Here is a 14,699-nt window from a genome sequence, read left to right as displayed (position 1 = left end):
TTCGTGAGCTGAACTGAAATCTTAGTCTTGACGGGATTTCGGCTTAGATATTGCCATTTGGACACGAAGGTTTAAGGCCGGTCAAAGATCATGGAATCCCCGTCTTTTTAAAGCGGGGAGTGTCAAGCTAACTGTCAGCTTAAGAGTTAAGTGTTAGCTGACTAATGTAGCTGACTAATGTAGCTGAGTCATGACATCCTGGCGATTCCTACCCTAGGATTTGGTGAGTTGATGAAAAGAGAAATGGGTGAGGGGGTGAGTAGGAATCGCCACCAGTTGAAAGGTAAGTAGCAGAACCTTGAGGTAGCTTGCGGAAAGCATCACGTATAACACTAATGAGGATAATCTCATGAGAATCTTCAATCAATTGGAATCCAATGTGCGAAGCTACTGCCGTTTATTTCCCACGGTGTTTAAGAAAGCACAAGGAGCTGTTCTAGAAGATAAAGAAGGTATTAAGTACATTGACTTTCTGAGTGGAGTGGGTACCCTCAATTACGGACATAACAACCCACAACTAAAAGAACGACTGCTGGGTTATCTGGAGTCCGACGGTATTGTCCATGGTCTCGATTTAGCAACCGTAGCGAAAGAGGAGTTTCTCGAAGCTTTTGAAGCCATTATCCTTAAACCCAGGCAATTGAATTACAAAGTTCAGTTTCCTGGACCAACAGGAACCAATGCTGTGGAGGCAGCTCTAAAACTGACCCGCAACATAACGGGACGGGAAACGGTCATTGCCTTTTCCAATGGCTACCATGGCGTAACCCTAGGTTCCTTAGCAACAACTGCCAACATTTCCCAGCGAGACGCTGCAGGACTCACCACCACAGGCGTAACCTTTATACCCTATGATGGGTACTTGGGTTCGGATATTGATACTACAGAGTACCTAGACAAAGTCCTTTCCGACAGAGGCAGTGGCGTAGCGCTTCCAGCAGCAGTGATTGTAGAAACAATTCAGGGAGCAGGTGGGGTCAATGTAGCCAGCTTTGAGTGGTTGCGATCGCTTGAAAAAGTCTGTCGTAAACATGATGTGCTTTTAGTTGTAGACGACATCCAAGTGGGATGCGGACGGACTGGTTCCTTTTTCAGCTTTGAACAAGTAGGTATTTCCCCTGACATTGTTACTATCTCCAAATCCTTGAGTGGATTTGGTCTTCCTTTCTCATTGGTGCTGATCAAACCCGAATTAGACCAGTGGAAACCAGGTCAACACAGTGGCACCTTCAGAGGACCTAACCTAGCCTTTGTTACCGCCAAAGCAGCCTTGGAAATCTATTGGCAAGACGACAGTTTGTCAGCCTCCGTTAAACAAAAAGGAAGCAGAATGCAGCTTCGATTGGAACAGATCGCAAAAAATAACCCGGAGGCCGGTTTTTCCGTTAGAGGCAGGGGCATGATTCAGGGCTTAGACTGCAAAGATGGCAACCTAGCTAATCAAATCATCCGGACAGCCTTTGCTAATGGGCTAATCATGGAAACAGCTGGCGCACAGGGGCAGGTGATTCGATGTCTCCCGCCTTTAACAATTTCCGAAGAAGTATTAGACAAAGGGCTAGACCTCCTCGAAAATAGTGTCAACCAAGTCATCCAGGAGACAGTTTCTAAAAAGTTAGTTGATTTAGGAGCATCTGTTTAATTGCTTATGACTGCTGCATTTGGAAATTCTCCAGAAGTCAAAACCCGGATAGAAAAAATTGAAAACATCTGTGGACGGGATATAGGTAATGGTATAGAGCCCCTTGTGGAGGCTGCCAAGGGGGGGCTGCTTGGTGCAGCTCGCTCCATCGCGGAACATCCATCCCCCCATGTGGCTATTATGACAGGCTTTTTTGTTCCCCATGGAACTCCTCCAGCGGCGGAAACGGATGGCCCCATCGGTTGCGCTCACCTAGCAGCGGCATTACTTAGAGTTGGAATCCCTGTCCGTCTAGTTACCGATCCTCTATGCCTTAATGCTGTCAAGGTTGCTGCTCGGGCAGCAGGAATACCTGCTCAAGTTCCTTTTGATGTCGTTCCTGTCGATGCAGCGAGTGCAGAAGATCCCTCCGTTTCTTCTATTGTGAATTCATGGCAAAGTGCTGAACCACCAGTTTCCCATGTTATCTCTATTGAAAGAGCAGGCCCAAGTTACGATGGTACTGTCCGAAATATGATCGGGAATGATATCACCGCTCATACCGCTCCTTTGCATCTCCTATTTATCCTAAGTGAAATAATTTCCATTGGAATTGGTGATGCTGGCAATGAACTAGGTATGGGAACACTTCCTAAAGAACTCATTGCCAAAAGTATTAGCACAGGAGAACAAATTGCCTGCAATATTCCTTGTAATCACCTCATCGTTTGCGGTGTATCAAATTGGGCAGCAATCGGGTTACTCACTGCTGTTGGTTTACTCCGACCAGACTTGAAATCTAAGTTAACTGAGGGATTAACCTTAGAGACCGATAAACATATTTTGACCACTGTGGTCAAAGAGGGACCAGCGGTAGATGGAGATACAGCAGTCCAAGAGCTTGCAGTTGATACTTTACCCTGGGAATATCATGGTAAAGTCTTGACAGAAATTTTAGAAGCTGCTGGTTTGACAAAGTCAGTTTGAGAGAGCAGCTCCAATGCTTTCCTCCAAAATATCTAGCCCTTGGGTCAAAGTGTCGGGATCAATCGTTAATGTAGACTGAAGATTAATCACTTCTTTGTTCACTCCCATGGGTTCAAAGATTAAACCCCGCTTGAAAGCTTCATTACTAACTTTTTTAGCCAGCCCCTTTTGTTCACAGGCGATTCCTTGAATCAAACCAAGTCCTCGATGTTCGCCGCCGACTTCTGGATAACGAGTGATCATGTCTTTGAGTCGGTTCTTCATTACCTCACCTTTGTCCGCAATTTCCTGGGTAAAAGTATCTGTCTCCCAGTACTCGTCGAGAGCAGCTGTGGCAGTCACAAAAGCTAGATTGTTGCCTCGGAAAGTCCCACTGTGTTCCCCTGGTTTCCAACAGTCTAAATCAGGTCGAATCAGTACCACAGCCATCGGGTTTCCATAGGCGCTTAAAGATTTAGCCAGACAAACTAAATCAGGTTTTAACCCTGCCCGCTCAAAGCTAAAGAAAGGACCAGTTCGACCACATCCCACTTTAATATCATCAACAATTAGCAAAATTTCTCGCTCTTGAGTGATCTGGGCAAGGCGTTGAAGCCAAGGAACACTAGCAACATTAATTCCTCCCTCAGATTGAACAGTTTCTAGGATAACTGCTGCGGGTTTTTCCTGATTTATGCTCAGGTCATCAACCAGTTTTTCTAAGTAATCAAGACTGTCGTCTTTGGTGCCATTTTTATCCTCGAACGGGACCGTTAAGACATTACCGAGGGGAATGCCCGCAGCCTTTTGATAGGTCGGATTAGGTGTAACAGCTAGGGCACCTAAAGTATGACCGTGGTAGCCTTTGGTAAAACAGATGACTGTTTTTCGACCAGTCACTTTACGGGCTAGCTTCAAAGCAGCCTCCGCAGAATTAGTCCCTGTAGGACCGGTAAACATAACTTTATAGTTTAGTCCTCGCGGTATTAAGATTACTTCGTCGAAACGTTCGAGAAACTGCTGCTTGGCAGAGGTAAACATATCGAGGCTGTGGGTGATGGCATCTGACTCAATGTATTCGAGGAGACGCTTTTTGAGCTTGGGGTTATTATGTCCGTAGTTGAGGGCACCGGCACCTGCCAAGAAATCTATATAAGTACGCCCACTCTCATCTATCAAGGTATCTCCCACTGCCTTGGTAAAGACTGTTGGGAACAATCGACAGTAGCTTCGGACTTCTGACTCAAGCTTGGTGAAAATGTTCATATGCTAAACCTGCCTATTGTTAGTATTTTCAAGTAGGTGAGACAATTGTGTGTGGTGTACAAAACGCGAAGCTATTCCATTTGCTTCACTTTACTTTACGAACACCGAAACCTAGAAAAATATATACTATTTAGGGTGACTATAGCAATCCTAGATCATTTGTGAAAACCAAAATTATCCTTAAAAATCTTATAAGGCACAACAACTGGTATACCCTGATCAAAGAGCCAGTTTAACAATTAAAATAGGATTGCTATAGTCTAAATTTTTTTGATCAGTATCAGAAACCAACAAGAGCGTGGAATTAACTGGGATTAACTATGCAAAAAAGTAAATTTACTGAAGCTCAGACCGAGGCATTGTTTGATGATCGCGAACGAGACCAACGTTTCCGCAGTTTCTGGGATCCAGAAGGCAGTCTCCACTGGGGTTACTTCGAAAACTTAGCCAAGGCTCGGCCTGAGGACTTTGTGCCAGCCTGCAAGCGCTGGGATGAATATATGCTGGCACAGAGCGGTATTACTGCTGACTCCCGGGTACTAGAAGTTGCTTGTGGAAATGGCAACGCTGCCGTTTGGCTGGCTCAGCAAACGGGATGTGAGGTAGTAGGAATCGATATCAGTAGCAGTTATATCGAGAATGCTCGAGCGAAGGCTAGTAATTTTCCCTCTCTGCGGGTGAGCTTCCAAAAGGAATCAGCCCTTAACCTACCTTTTCCAGATGGCTCCTTTACCCATGCCTGGAGTCAAGGCGCTCTTTATCACATCCACGAGCGCGAAAAGGCTCTGGCGGAAGTTTATCGTGTCCTAGGAGCAGGAGGCATCTTCCTGTTTGATGACTTGGTAACGCCAGTACAGGAAATCAGCGAAACAGCCCGTAAGTATGTCTACGACAGACAGAGGGTTGATCCGACATATAGTCCCGAAGTCTACACAGAAAAACTCACTCAGATCGGATTTAACGTGTTGCAGGTCAAGGAAATGAGCGAACACCTGAAAAAGAGTTACGAATTGGTGTCCGAGCTGGCTCGGGAGGCTTATCCGGATTTGAGCGTTGCTTTTGATAAAACCCAGGAGGCGATTACTGCTCGTGAGTTAGGCTGGTGCTTCTACCTCTGTGACAAGGTTAGCGATCACTAATCCGTGGCAAGTTAAGACAGCTACGCCATAGGTTGAGTGTAGATTCAGTGGATGCGATTGACCTTGGCCAAAAGGCCACGCTACGGGAATGGTCACGCGGGGCGCGATGCTCGGTACGAGCCGCTACGCGAACGCATCTACGGGCTGGGCTATACACCCAATCACTCCTCAGCAGTTTTGCCTAAAAACCTTAAATTTTACCCCTAACCAGCGCAACCGGCTACAATAACAAGTGTTGAGATTTGTGTAGTCGTGACCGGCATAGGGAAAGCTTATGGCTGCCGCTGTATTAATCCAGAACCTCCAAAAACGCTATGGAGATGTCCACGCCGTCAAAGACATCTCCTTACAAGTCGAACCGGGTCAAATTTTTGGCTTACTCGGTCCTAATGGTGCCGGTAAAACCACCACCATTCGTTGCCTATGCACTCTCACGGCACCGGACGCTGGAAAAATTGAGGTATCTGGCATTTCAGTACTACACAATCCTAGGGCAGCACGCCGCCGCCTAGGCTATGTAGCCCAAGAAGTTGCCCTAGATAAGGTACTCACTGGTAAAGAACTACTCCAATTGCAAGCTGACCTCTATCACCTCCCCAAAGCAGTTGCCAAAGAACGCATCAATAAACTGCTTGACATTTTGCAGCTCAAGGAGTATGCCAATAAAAAAACGGGCGTTTACTCTGGTGGTCTGCGTCGGCGGCTGGACTTAGCCGCTGGCTTACTCCACCAACCCGATGTTTTAGTACTAGACGAACCCACAGTAGGTCTTGACATTGATAGCAGATTTGTGGTATGGGAACTGTTGCAAAAGTTGCGAGACTCAGGAACCACATTACTAATCACCAGCCACTACCTCGAAGAAATAGACGCATTAGCTGACCAAGTCGCAATTATTGACAAAGGCTTGATCATAGCTGAGGGGACACCATCTCAGTTAAAGGATAGTGTTGGAGGCGATCGCATTACCCTGCGCATCCGGGAATTCTGCCCCATGGAAGAAGCTAAGGAAGCCAAAGATATGCTTCAGTCCTTGCCCTTTGTGCGAGAGGTGATTATTAACAGCAATCAGGGCAATTCCCTTAACCTTGTGGTTAAACCCCAAAGCGATGCCTTAATGATCATTCAGCAAGCCTTAAAAGACGTTAGTTTACCAACCTTTGGCATTGCTCAGTCGCGACCTAGCCTAGATGATGTTTACCTGGCTGCCACAGGTAAAACCCTGATGGATGCTGAACTGGCTGAGGCTGGGAAACGGGATCCCAAGGCAGAGCGTAAACAAAATATGGCCTAAAGGAGAGATAGGACAGAGCTTAGTGGAAAGTAAATAAAGATTGCTCCAATTATTGTAAGAATCTATTGTAGAAATAAATATGAGTGAAACCTTTACCCCTCCTAAATCCGACCTTAACTGGCAACCAGACCTTACTGCACCAATCCCAGTCAATGATACTCCTGGTGTAAGTGAATTTATCCAAGAAACCCTAGCCCTAACCAAACGCCTGTTTATTCAGCTGCAACGGCGACCTTCTACCTTAATGGCTGGTATTATCCAGCCCCTAATGTGGCTAATCCTATTTGGGGCATTATTCCAAAACGCTCCTCAAGGGATTTTTGGCGAGAGTTTGAGCTATGGCAAATTCCTAGGTGCAGGTGTGATTGTGTTTACCGCCTTTGCTGGAGCACTCAATGCTGGCTTACCGATCATGTTTGACCGGGAATTTGGTTTCCTCAACCGCTTACTCGTAGCTCCGTTAGTATCTCGTTTCTCTATTGTTGCAGCCTCAGCCATATATATAATCGCTCTGAGTTTGTTGCAAACTGTGGCAATTGTCACCGCCAGTGCCTTTTTAGGAGCCGGTTTACCCAACCTAGCTGGTCTGGCTATGATTGCCTTGATTGTATTCTTGCTGGTGGTGGGAGTCACAGCCCTCAGTCTAGGACTAGCATTTGCTCTACCGGGTCACATTGAACTAATTGCAGTCATTTTTGTTACCAACTTACCCCTACTGTTTGCCAGCACAGCCCTTGCTCCTCTGTCCTTCATGCCGAAATGGTTACAGGTAGTAGCCAGTCTTAACCCCCTCAGCTATGCCATTGAACCAATTCGCTATCTCTATCTCCACAATGACTGGTCTTTTGGTAGTCTTGTGATGCAGGCTCCTTGGGCATCTATTACCTTTGGCCAATCCCTATTGGTATTGCTTGGTTTTAGCACAGTCGTATTACTCGCAATTTCTCCACTACTGAGCCGCCGCTTGTAACTATTCACCCTAGAGCCTTAGCCATAGGCCGGTGTTACCCTTGCTAGCCGGGGGCGGGGAGATGGGGAGATGGGGAGATGGGGAGATGGGGAAAACCCGAAAGACCTCACTGCATCCCGACTCCCTACTCCCTACTCCCTACTCCCGCGCAACCCATAAATTTGTACCTCACCCAATTGAAAACTGCTAGAAGCCATTGCCAATAATCTAGTAGTTGAGTTGATAGCTTTTTGTTGATGGTTGATGCTTGACGGTTGACTATTGACAGGGTCGCGTCAACCGTCCAAAATGAACCTGTAACAATTGTGCAGGTTAACTCAGGTTAACTCAGGTTAACTATATATAATTCTATAGCAGTATACCAGCGAGATTTATCCATTGAGGGGGGATTCCTATGACGATCAGCAACCAATCTGTTGTTACTGTAGCTGTATTGAGTGTAGCCCTTGGCATTACTACAGCGTTACTGCACGGGTCCGCTACTGCCCAAAGTATAGGTACTATTCGAGCGGATGAAAATTTTAATAACCCTAACGAGCAAGACACATTTGGGGGGTTTGGAGACAGTGGTTTCAACGCTTTTGATTTAATCCATAATGCCCAATTGGGTACAGTTGATATCGATCAGTTCAATCAGGGACAGTCTCAGAGACTAGACGATGCTGCTTCTGAGTTTCGGCGTTTACAGTTGGAACGGTTGCGCAATCCCCAACTAGCATATCCAGAAAACCAATATCCACAAAACCAACCTACTACATCTGGGGCTAGCGAAAGTTACCGATAATCTTAGAGACTTTGGATCAGGTTTGGATCAGGTTTGATATCAACTCCGGTTAATCCCTTGGTTTACGGGTTATCCCATGGATGGTATAGCAGTTCTCAATACCCAATTGAGAACTGCTATTTTATGATATAAACTTTGGGAAATCAAGCTAAGGAATCACAGGAGATAGACCTTGAGGTAAACGTTTTAGGCATCGGGCAATTATCCCAGCTGTAGTTTAACATTAGATGCAAGATATGATAGATTCCTGTGTGAATCAAGTTTTCTAAATACAGCTTATGCTCTGAGGATAAGTGACGTAATTCTTGGCTTTTTGATGATGGTTCAATCTTGTCTAGGGCTTCGTAATGATTCGGAATTCTGCTGAGGACATAAGCAATTAAATCCTGGCGTATTTTAGACTGAGAAAACACGTCTTGATAGGGAAACTCCGGATACGTTGCTAAGACGTTTTCAATTTCTTGAATCACTATCGGTGTAGTTACGTGAACAAGGGTTTTACCCATCGTTTACACTCCTTTTGCAAACCGATTTATTATGGCGAACTGGTTTTTTAATTAGTAAATAGCTTGTTTTAAGCCCTGTTTGAAGTCAAGGGAAGTATTCTTAACTGCTGATTAATTGCTGCTAACAGTTCCCGACTATCTACAGGTTTGGTTAGATAATCATTGGCTCCAAGTTCCTTAGCGCGAGCATAGCCATCCTCCTTTGACTGACTGGTTAGAAATATAAACGGTGTTTTCGCTGTCTTTAACCTATCTCGTAATATCTGGAGAAGCTCATACCCATCAAGGGATGGTATATTAATTTCACAAATAATTAAATCAGGTCGGACAACTTTAGCTAAATTTAAACCGAGCCAACCATCGTCTGAAGTAAGGACATTAAATCCTTCTAATTCAAGTAAATCGGAGAAATTTGAGCGCAATACTTTATCATTTTCAATTAATAAAATTGTTTTGTTCATCGCTCCAGGCTTTATAAATTCATGATCAAGATTAATCCCCAACTTGCATAATCCGTTCTAGCAAGAGGCGATCGCTAGTTGAGCTACCGAACCATAACTTATCTTTTGCCAGAGTACTGAGAGATAACTGACCATTCGGTTCAATGCTAAAATCTTGACCCAACACTAACCCTTGCTCCTGAAGCTTCTTGATTGCGACAGCCATCGCTACTGCCACTAAGTCAAGTTCGGGCATCAAATAATCGGGATGACGCAATAGCCAGTAACAAGCATCAAGGTTAATCTCTGGTAGTCGATAAACCGCTGCCAGTAAGACTTGCTCAATATAAGTGGGACTGGGTAAAACAGTCAGAAAGTCTTTAAGAGATTTGATAAATGTTGAGTCTTGACTCTGAAATACATCCACAGCTAATCCGATGTATGACTCATAGTCCTGGGCTTGGCTGGTGGTACCCATGTTTCCTTCCTTGGTCAAAAGCAAACTGTTGATACCCAGGACAACTGGTGTGAAGGTTTGTCTCCTCTGGTGCTCTGGGTGGTGAGGATAAGCTAAATCGATCGTAGGACTGATCGTGGGACTCAGGGATAATTGCTCCAAAGGAGTGGCGTTGGAACAATTACTGGAACTGCTACCTTTGTTTGAAAAAATCATACCCATACCCCGAAGTTCAACCCAAGATCGATTTACCTTACCTACAAATACAAATTAGGGCGCAAATGTGAAGATACTGTGATTGGGTAGGCTACCAACTTAGGGGTAATCTGTAAGATCTCAAAGGTGAGTGCTATCGAATCGGGAGCATCCCAATTATGCAAATCTTAACCAGAGGTCGAGGGGGGATATCTCGGGGATACCGAAGATGGGGAAGATTCCGAAGATGGAACTGAGGTGATGTTCCATCATACCAAGTTAATTCATACATCGCACCTTCTTCCCCCTCCTGCTTGGGAATGGTGATATCTTTGAACCCAGGGCAAATGCATCTAAAGTATAGAATCCTTACCATCAAGACAAAGATTTCAAGATTCATACGCAAAACTACGTTATAGTATGAATCTGATATGCAGTAAGCATTTCAAAATAAGATACCTTTACCCTGGGGTCTAAGAAGGCAATGCTCTAACAAAGCTTGGCCATTCGCTACGCGAATGAACACATTCACAGAAGCTTTAGAAGCATAACGGAGCCGCCATGTCTGATCGCGCATGTCAATTGGCTCAAGCAGAATCAGGACGTGTTTGCTGCTTACAAAGCCTCTTTGGGCTATGTTTGGTCTTGATTTTTGTCTAAGTTCCGATAGGAGAAAGAATTTAGGAGAAAATATTCATCAGAACTATGTCTAGTTTAAGAAAAGAAGGATATCTTCATTTGCAGTTGGACGACGGATCAATAAAGCCTAAAAATCCAGATTTTTTGAATTACTGGAATCATTTAGTAACTGATACCTATATTGAAGGCGATCATAAATTTAGGCAGAGAAGATATTCAAACATAATCTTTCACAGAAATAGTGAGATTGAATATTTGAGATCAACTTATTTTCAGGGAGAGAGATTTAACAGGCTGTTTGGAGGTCAAAGCAGAATTTTTGAAAAGATAGATGACAATTTATTGACTGATCCAATTTTCATTGACTTAATAAATTATGATTTTTGTTTTTTCTTAAAACATGGCCTTATAACTAGTAAGGAATATAATATGGGAATTCACCAAATTAGAACTCTTACTACAGCCCAAAATACTGGGCGAGTAACACCTGAAGGTATCCATAAGGATGGGCATCCTTTTTTCGCAATTCATTTCATAAATAAAAGTCAGATCACAGGAGGAACTACTAAAATATATGACAACAATCTGAAGTTAATAGAAGAAATAAACTTAAGTAATTTTGGAGAGACTATCTTTGTCCTTGATACTCTGGTTTACCATGGAGTAACAGATATAAAACCATTGCCTGGAAGTGATAAAGGGTTTCGAGATGTTTTGATAATAGAATTTTATTAAAGATGGCAATATATACTAATATAAGCTCTTTTGAGTTAGAAAAAATAGCTTCATACTATGGTATTGAAGCGATCAATTCTTTTCCTATTAATGGAGGAAATGCTAATTCAAACTACTGCTTACAGTCTAAAGATGGAAAATACATAGTAACTGTCTTTGAAGAAGCTTCTCTAGAAAAAATATGCACGATGGGGTATCTTCTTCAATATTTAGAAAGATACAAATTCCCCACTTCTCAAGTTCAAACAACTTATTCCGATAAAATAGTAACTCAATGGCATGAAAAACCTGTTCTAGTCAAGAAATGGATTAACGGAACAGTGCCTACTTTATTAAACGAAACTCTCTTAGAACAGGTTGGTCGTGTTATGGCACAACTACATAGAGTTCCTGCTCCTCCTTATTTACCTCAGTCACACGATTATGGACTGGAGCTTTTTTCAACAGTTTTTGGCAAGTCAATTGATCTGTCTTATGAGTCATGGCTCAAGAATCAGTATCAAGATCTCAATTTTTTATTGCCCATTAAGTTACCAATGGGCTTAATTCATGGTGATCTTTTTTATGATAACATTTTATATGAAAAAAATAACTTGAAAGCCTTTATTGACTTTGAGCAATCTTGTTACTATTACCTCTTATTTGACTTGGGAATGGGAATCCTTGGACTATGCCAAAACCAAGAAAAAATTGATATTGTTAAAGCGAAATATTTCATCAAGGGATATGAACAGGTTCGCTCGTTAGAGCCTCTAGAAAAAGAGCTTTTACAGGTATTAATCGGTTATGCGGCAACTGCAACCTCTTTCTGGAGATTTTGGAAGTATAATATTCATTCACCTAATATAGAGTTGAGAAATGAGCATTGGAAGATGGTTAGGATAGCTGAGGATGTAAAAAGATGTAGGCAAGAAGATTTCCTATCAATATTTGATCCGGCTTGATTTCTCCAGAGCTAGGGATGATGCCTGTTCAAGTGTTAAATTAGACCGAATAAAACGGGGGAAATGCTGGAACTCGTCGGATAAAATAAAAGCATGACCGGCATGAGCTCCACTCCTGTCTACCATTAGAACTCTTGCAAAAGTAGCGATCGCTACTTTTCAAGAGATATTATCACCTATCTACATCCCAAATACCCATAGGTAGATCTTTAAGATTGGGTTTATAGCGAGATCTAGGATCTTCATAGCAGCCTAGGAGTTGATTCCAAACAGGGTTATCTGTTTTTTTATGTCTTCTAAAAATATCCCGTGAAGCCAGCCATCTAAAACTATATCCATAAAAAAGAGCTTTCCTTGTAACGCTAGAGATATTTGGGCTTCGAGCATGCCAAACCCTTCGATCGAAAAATACAGCATCTCCTGGGGCAACAAGCATCGGGACTGCTTTTTCAAAATCTGCTTTGGAAAGAGATGATCTTTCCATCTTGTGGCTCCCAGGAATTATCAGAAGATTTCCCCGATTTGGCTTTGATACATCACTGAGCCAGTAAGAAACCTTGACAGAAAACATATGAGTTTTCAATACATTGAGATCCATTTCTATGATGTCACTATCTCGATGCCATTCTAGCTTCTCTATCGGCAATGGTTGTTCACCCGGTAAGTTGACATCTAAATGAGAATGGAATAAGAAAATGTTAGAGCTTAATAGGTTGACAACTTTAGTGATAGTTTTATCCCAATCTAATAGATTAAGAAAGAAATCTTCTTCTTCTACAAAGTCAAACAAGTGAATAGATTGAGATTCTGGCTCTTTCTGTTTGTGCTTTCTCCATAAATCATCGACCTTCTCTAAAGCTAATGTCACTACATCATCAGGTAAGACGCCTTTCAGTATTAAGTATCCATTGTCATCAAAAAAAACTCTTTCTTCTTCTGTTAGCGGGTAACGCTTATTAGTCTTTTCAGTCATTCCTAAAGTCTCAGTTAAATTAATGGACAAAACTACGTGAAAAAATCGTTGTCATTGCTTCTTGAGCTTGACAGTCTAGATTGATACTTGCTTGTGATTTAGAGTTTCGATATCTATCATACAAATAGTCTTGACTCCATTCTTGATGCCGATTGGCTAGCTGTATTATACTATCTGCTATGAATTTAATTTCTTCATCCATCATGACAGGGTGGAGGGAAACTCTAATCCACCCTAATTGTGGGTTGTGCTGCTGGTTATAATTGAACCTATCCTCTTGACTTTCTGGCTTACCTTCTTTTAGAAGACTATACCCGTAGCTTCCTGGTGCTGCGCGACTGGCTTTGCACTGTATTGCAAATTTATCGTTGAGCAATCTTGCTCCTATATACGAGTCCAAATTATCTATGTAAAATGAGATAATAGGAAGCCTATCTCGATGCTGAGATGCCATAATATGAAGGTTAGGGATTATTTCGAGTTTCTTCCACAGCATATTCAAAAGAATCTTATCTCGTGAGAGTATTTTGTCAACCCCCATCTCTTCTTTCAAGCGAATACACATAGCTGCTCTTATTGTCTGGAGTAATGCCGGAGTTCCGCTGTATTCTAGTCTTTCAATTTCTTTGATAGTTTTGTAATTGTCAAAATGCCTTGGTTGATTTTCTCTAGACTCTCCCCTAAAGAGGAAGTTAACTTGATGATAGAGTTTTCTGTTAAATGCTAAGATACCACACGAACCAGGTCCTCCCAAGAATTTATGAGATGAGAAAAAAATAGCATCTAAGTGAGTATTCTCTTGAGGAGGGTGCATGTCAATATCAACGTATGGGGCAGAGCAGGAAAAATCAACAAATATGAATCCTCCGGCTTCATGCATGATTTTTGCTATAGAGTTAAATGGTGGACTTATACCAGTAATATTAGAGCAGGCTGTGACTGACGCCATCTTGAGGGGACATTCCCTATACTTGTGTAGAAGTTCCTGCAAATGCCCAAGGTCAACTAGCCCAGTACAATCGGGATTAATGACTTCGACTGTTACGTCAGTCTCCATCCAACTATCATGATTGGAATAATGCTCCATATGTGTTACAAATACCACTGGCTTTTTGTTGCTCGGGAGAGATTGCGTGACATTTGTTTTTGGTGTCAATCCCAGCATTGCCTGAAACCTTTTGATTAGCATAGTTGCACCTGATGATGCAGTAATAATAATATCGTCTATACTGGCATTGATATGTTCTGCAATAAGTTTTCTGGCTGTCTTGTATGCATGTGTCATTGCTGTTCTTGTGTAATTGACTTCCGCTTCAGTATTCGTGATTAGGGGCATTATTTCTTGCTGTATTCTGGCCTCAATAGGCAGGTAACTTCGTCCACTTCCAGCCCAATCTGCATACACTAATTTTTTATAAATGCCATCAGCAGTCGGTATGGTTTTATTGACTCCAGCCATGCCAGATCTAAACTGTAAAAAGTGTTTTTCCATTATTTTTTATTAAGAAAACTAATGAATTATATAGTGCCTTGATGCTATCCATATTATAAGCTTTTTTAAAACTCTACTCCACAAGGTTGGACTGATTATTAAAAAAAATACTGCGATTCATAATAGCCGGATAGACTTTCTTGAAATTAATAGTTATTTTTTAATAATGATATCCATGGTCAAGCAAAATAGTAATTGTAGTAATGTTGACTGGCTTAGATTTGAATTAATCAATATTGACTGGAGTTTATGAGGGGGTGATATGAGCCCTAAAAAGC

The 14,699-nt window shown here is 42.4% G+C and carries 16 protein-coding genes; 9 read left to right on the top strand and 7 right to left on the bottom strand.

The window, feature by feature from the left end; all coding sequences use genetic code 11:
* Positions 1–349: 349 nt before the first annotated feature.
* Positions 350–1,642, top strand: a complete 1,293-nt coding sequence (gene ectB, locus F6K64_RS28010; RefSeq protein ID WP_008179107.1) for a diaminobutyrate--2-oxoglutarate transaminase — start codon at positions 350–352, stop codon at positions 1,640–1,642.
* Positions 1,643–1,648: 6 nt separating this feature from the next.
* A complete protein-coding gene (locus tag F6K64_RS28005; RefSeq protein ID WP_008179105.1) occupies positions 1,649–2,608 on the top strand; it encodes a glutamate cyclase domain-containing protein in 960 nt (319 codons plus the stop codon).
* Here the strand turns inward: F6K64_RS28005 and ectB (F6K64_RS28000) are convergent.
* Entirely contained in the window at positions 2,600–3,853 is a 1,254-nt protein-coding gene (ectB, locus tag F6K64_RS28000) for a diaminobutyrate--2-oxoglutarate transaminase (protein WP_008179102.1), read from the bottom strand. The two genes, F6K64_RS28005 and ectB (F6K64_RS28000), sit on opposite strands and share 9 nt — an antisense overlap.
* Before the next feature lie 320 nt (positions 3,854–4,173).
* On the opposite strand from ectB (F6K64_RS28000), the gene F6K64_RS27995 reads away from it, so the two are divergent.
* The 5 genes from F6K64_RS27995 (at position 4,174) to F6K64_RS27975 (ending at position 8,040) form a co-directional block, all read left to right on the top strand.
* Positions 4,174–4,992, top strand: a complete 819-nt coding sequence (locus F6K64_RS27995) for a class I SAM-dependent methyltransferase (protein ID WP_008179100.1) — start codon at positions 4,174–4,176, stop codon at positions 4,990–4,992.
* Positions 4,993–5,024: 32 nt separating this feature from the next.
* A complete protein-coding gene (locus F6K64_RS27990; RefSeq protein WP_154659661.1) occupies positions 5,025–5,177 on the top strand; it encodes a hypothetical protein in 153 nt (50 codons plus the stop codon).
* 89 nt (positions 5,178–5,266) lie between these two features.
* Positions 5,267–6,286 (top strand): daunorubicin resistance protein DrrA family ABC transporter ATP-binding protein, encoded by a 1,020-nt coding sequence (locus tag F6K64_RS27985; RefSeq protein ID WP_008179097.1) that lies wholly within the window; start codon positions 5,267–5,269, stop codon positions 6,284–6,286.
* Between the two features lie 79 nt (positions 6,287–6,365).
* Positions 6,366–7,256, top strand: a complete 891-nt coding sequence (locus F6K64_RS27980) for an ABC transporter permease (protein WP_008179095.1) — start codon at positions 6,366–6,368, stop codon at positions 7,254–7,256.
* Between the two features lie 394 nt (positions 7,257–7,650).
* Positions 7,651–8,040 carry a hypothetical protein gene (locus F6K64_RS27975; RefSeq protein WP_008179094.1) on the top strand — a complete coding sequence of 130 codons (390 nt, stop codon included), beginning with the start codon at positions 7,651–7,653 and terminating at the stop codon, positions 8,038–8,040.
* A gap of 143 nt (positions 8,041–8,183) precedes the next feature.
* Here the strand turns inward: F6K64_RS27975 and F6K64_RS27970 are convergent, their stop codons facing one another.
* The 4 genes from F6K64_RS27970 to F6K64_RS27955 form a co-directional block, all read right to left on the bottom strand.
* Positions 8,184–8,546, bottom strand: coding sequence for a late competence development ComFB family protein (locus F6K64_RS27970; RefSeq protein ID WP_008179091.1), 363 nt, complete (start codon positions 8,544–8,546; stop codon positions 8,184–8,186).
* Between the two features lie 68 nt (positions 8,547–8,614).
* Complete coding sequence (locus F6K64_RS27965) at positions 8,615–9,007, bottom strand: response regulator (protein ID WP_044492223.1); 393 nt, start codon at positions 9,005–9,007, stop codon at positions 8,615–8,617.
* Between the two features lie 31 nt (positions 9,008–9,038).
* Complete coding sequence (locus F6K64_RS27960) at positions 9,039–9,659, bottom strand: RasGAP domain-containing protein (protein ID WP_202799145.1); 621 nt, start codon at positions 9,657–9,659, stop codon at positions 9,039–9,041.
* A 133-nt stretch (positions 9,660–9,792) separates the two neighbouring features.
* Positions 9,793–10,038: a hypothetical protein gene (locus F6K64_RS27955; RefSeq protein ID WP_008179085.1), complete on the bottom strand. Its 246-nt coding sequence runs from the start codon at positions 10,036–10,038 to the stop codon at positions 9,793–9,795.
* Positions 10,039–10,343: 305 nt separating this feature from the next.
* On the opposite strand from F6K64_RS27955, the gene F6K64_RS27950 reads away from it, so the two are divergent.
* Together F6K64_RS27950 and F6K64_RS27945 are read left to right on the top strand one after the other, a co-directional pair.
* Positions 10,344–11,012: a 2OG-Fe dioxygenase family protein gene (locus tag F6K64_RS27950; RefSeq protein WP_287267074.1), complete on the top strand. Its 669-nt coding sequence runs from the start codon at positions 10,344–10,346 to the stop codon at positions 11,010–11,012.
* A gap of 2 nt (positions 11,013–11,014) precedes the next feature.
* Positions 11,015–11,956: a homoserine kinase gene (locus tag F6K64_RS27945; RefSeq protein WP_008179082.1), complete on the top strand. Its 942-nt coding sequence runs from the start codon at positions 11,015–11,017 to the stop codon at positions 11,954–11,956.
* Between the two features lie 172 nt (positions 11,957–12,128).
* Here the strand turns inward: F6K64_RS27945 and F6K64_RS27940 are convergent, their stop codons facing one another.
* Together F6K64_RS27940 and F6K64_RS27935 are read right to left on the bottom strand one after the other, a co-directional pair.
* Positions 12,129–12,929: a phytanoyl-CoA dioxygenase family protein gene (locus F6K64_RS27940; protein ID WP_008179075.1), complete on the bottom strand. Its 801-nt coding sequence runs from the start codon at positions 12,927–12,929 to the stop codon at positions 12,129–12,131.
* 19 nt (positions 12,930–12,948) lie between these two features.
* Complete coding sequence (locus F6K64_RS27935; RefSeq protein ID WP_287267072.1) at positions 12,949–14,421, bottom strand: aminotransferase class V-fold PLP-dependent enzyme; 1,473 nt, start codon at positions 14,419–14,421, stop codon at positions 12,949–12,951.
* Positions 14,422–14,699: the final 278 nt, after the last annotated feature.

The sequence above is a fragment of the Moorena sp. SIO3A2 genome, from assembly GCF_010672265.1.
Classification (GTDB): Bacteria; Cyanobacteriota; Cyanobacteriia; order Cyanobacteriales; family Coleofasciculaceae; genus Moorena; species Moorena producens.
Note: the sequence above shows the minus strand (reverse complement) of the source record. Positions and strands in the feature narration are given on the sequence as shown.

Coding starts and splice junctions, on each gene's coding strand:
- ectB (WP_008179107.1), top strand. CDS start 350: ATGAGAATCTTCAATCAATTGGAATCCAATGTGCGAAGCTACTGCCGT.
- F6K64_RS28005 (WP_008179105.1), top strand. CDS start 1,649: ATGACTGCTGCATTTGGAAATTCTCCAGAAGTCAAAACCCGGATAGAA.
- ectB (WP_008179102.1), bottom strand. CDS start 3,853: ATGAACATTTTCACCAAGCTTGAGTCAGAAGTCCGAAGCTACTGTCGA.
- F6K64_RS27995 (WP_008179100.1), top strand. CDS start 4,174: ATGCAAAAAAGTAAATTTACTGAAGCTCAGACCGAGGCATTGTTTGAT.
- F6K64_RS27985 (WP_008179097.1), top strand. CDS start 5,267: ATGGCTGCCGCTGTATTAATCCAGAACCTCCAAAAACGCTATGGAGAT.
- F6K64_RS27980 (WP_008179095.1), top strand. CDS start 6,366: ATGAGTGAAACCTTTACCCCTCCTAAATCCGACCTTAACTGGCAACCA.
- F6K64_RS27975 (WP_008179094.1), top strand. CDS start 7,651: ATGACGATCAGCAACCAATCTGTTGTTACTGTAGCTGTATTGAGTGTA.
- F6K64_RS27970 (WP_008179091.1), bottom strand. CDS start 8,546: ATGGGTAAAACCCTTGTTCACGTAACTACACCGATAGTGATTCAAGAA.
- F6K64_RS27965 (WP_044492223.1), bottom strand. CDS start 9,007: ATGAACAAAACAATTTTATTAATTGAAAATGATAAAGTATTGCGCTCA.
- F6K64_RS27960 (WP_202799145.1), bottom strand. CDS start 9,659: ATGATTTTTTCAAACAAAGGTAGCAGTTCCAGTAATTGTTCCAACGCC.
- F6K64_RS27955 (WP_008179085.1), bottom strand. CDS start 10,038: ATGAATCTTGAAATCTTTGTCTTGATGGTAAGGATTCTATACTTTAGA.
- F6K64_RS27950 (WP_287267074.1), top strand. CDS start 10,344: ATGTCTAGTTTAAGAAAAGAAGGATATCTTCATTTGCAGTTGGACGAC.
- F6K64_RS27945 (WP_008179082.1), top strand. CDS start 11,015: ATGGCAATATATACTAATATAAGCTCTTTTGAGTTAGAAAAAATAGCT.
- F6K64_RS27940 (WP_008179075.1), bottom strand. CDS start 12,929: ATGACTGAAAAGACTAATAAGCGTTACCCGCTAACAGAAGAAGAAAGA.
- F6K64_RS27935 (WP_287267072.1), bottom strand. CDS start 14,421: ATGGAAAAACACTTTTTACAGTTTAGATCTGGCATGGCTGGAGTCAAT.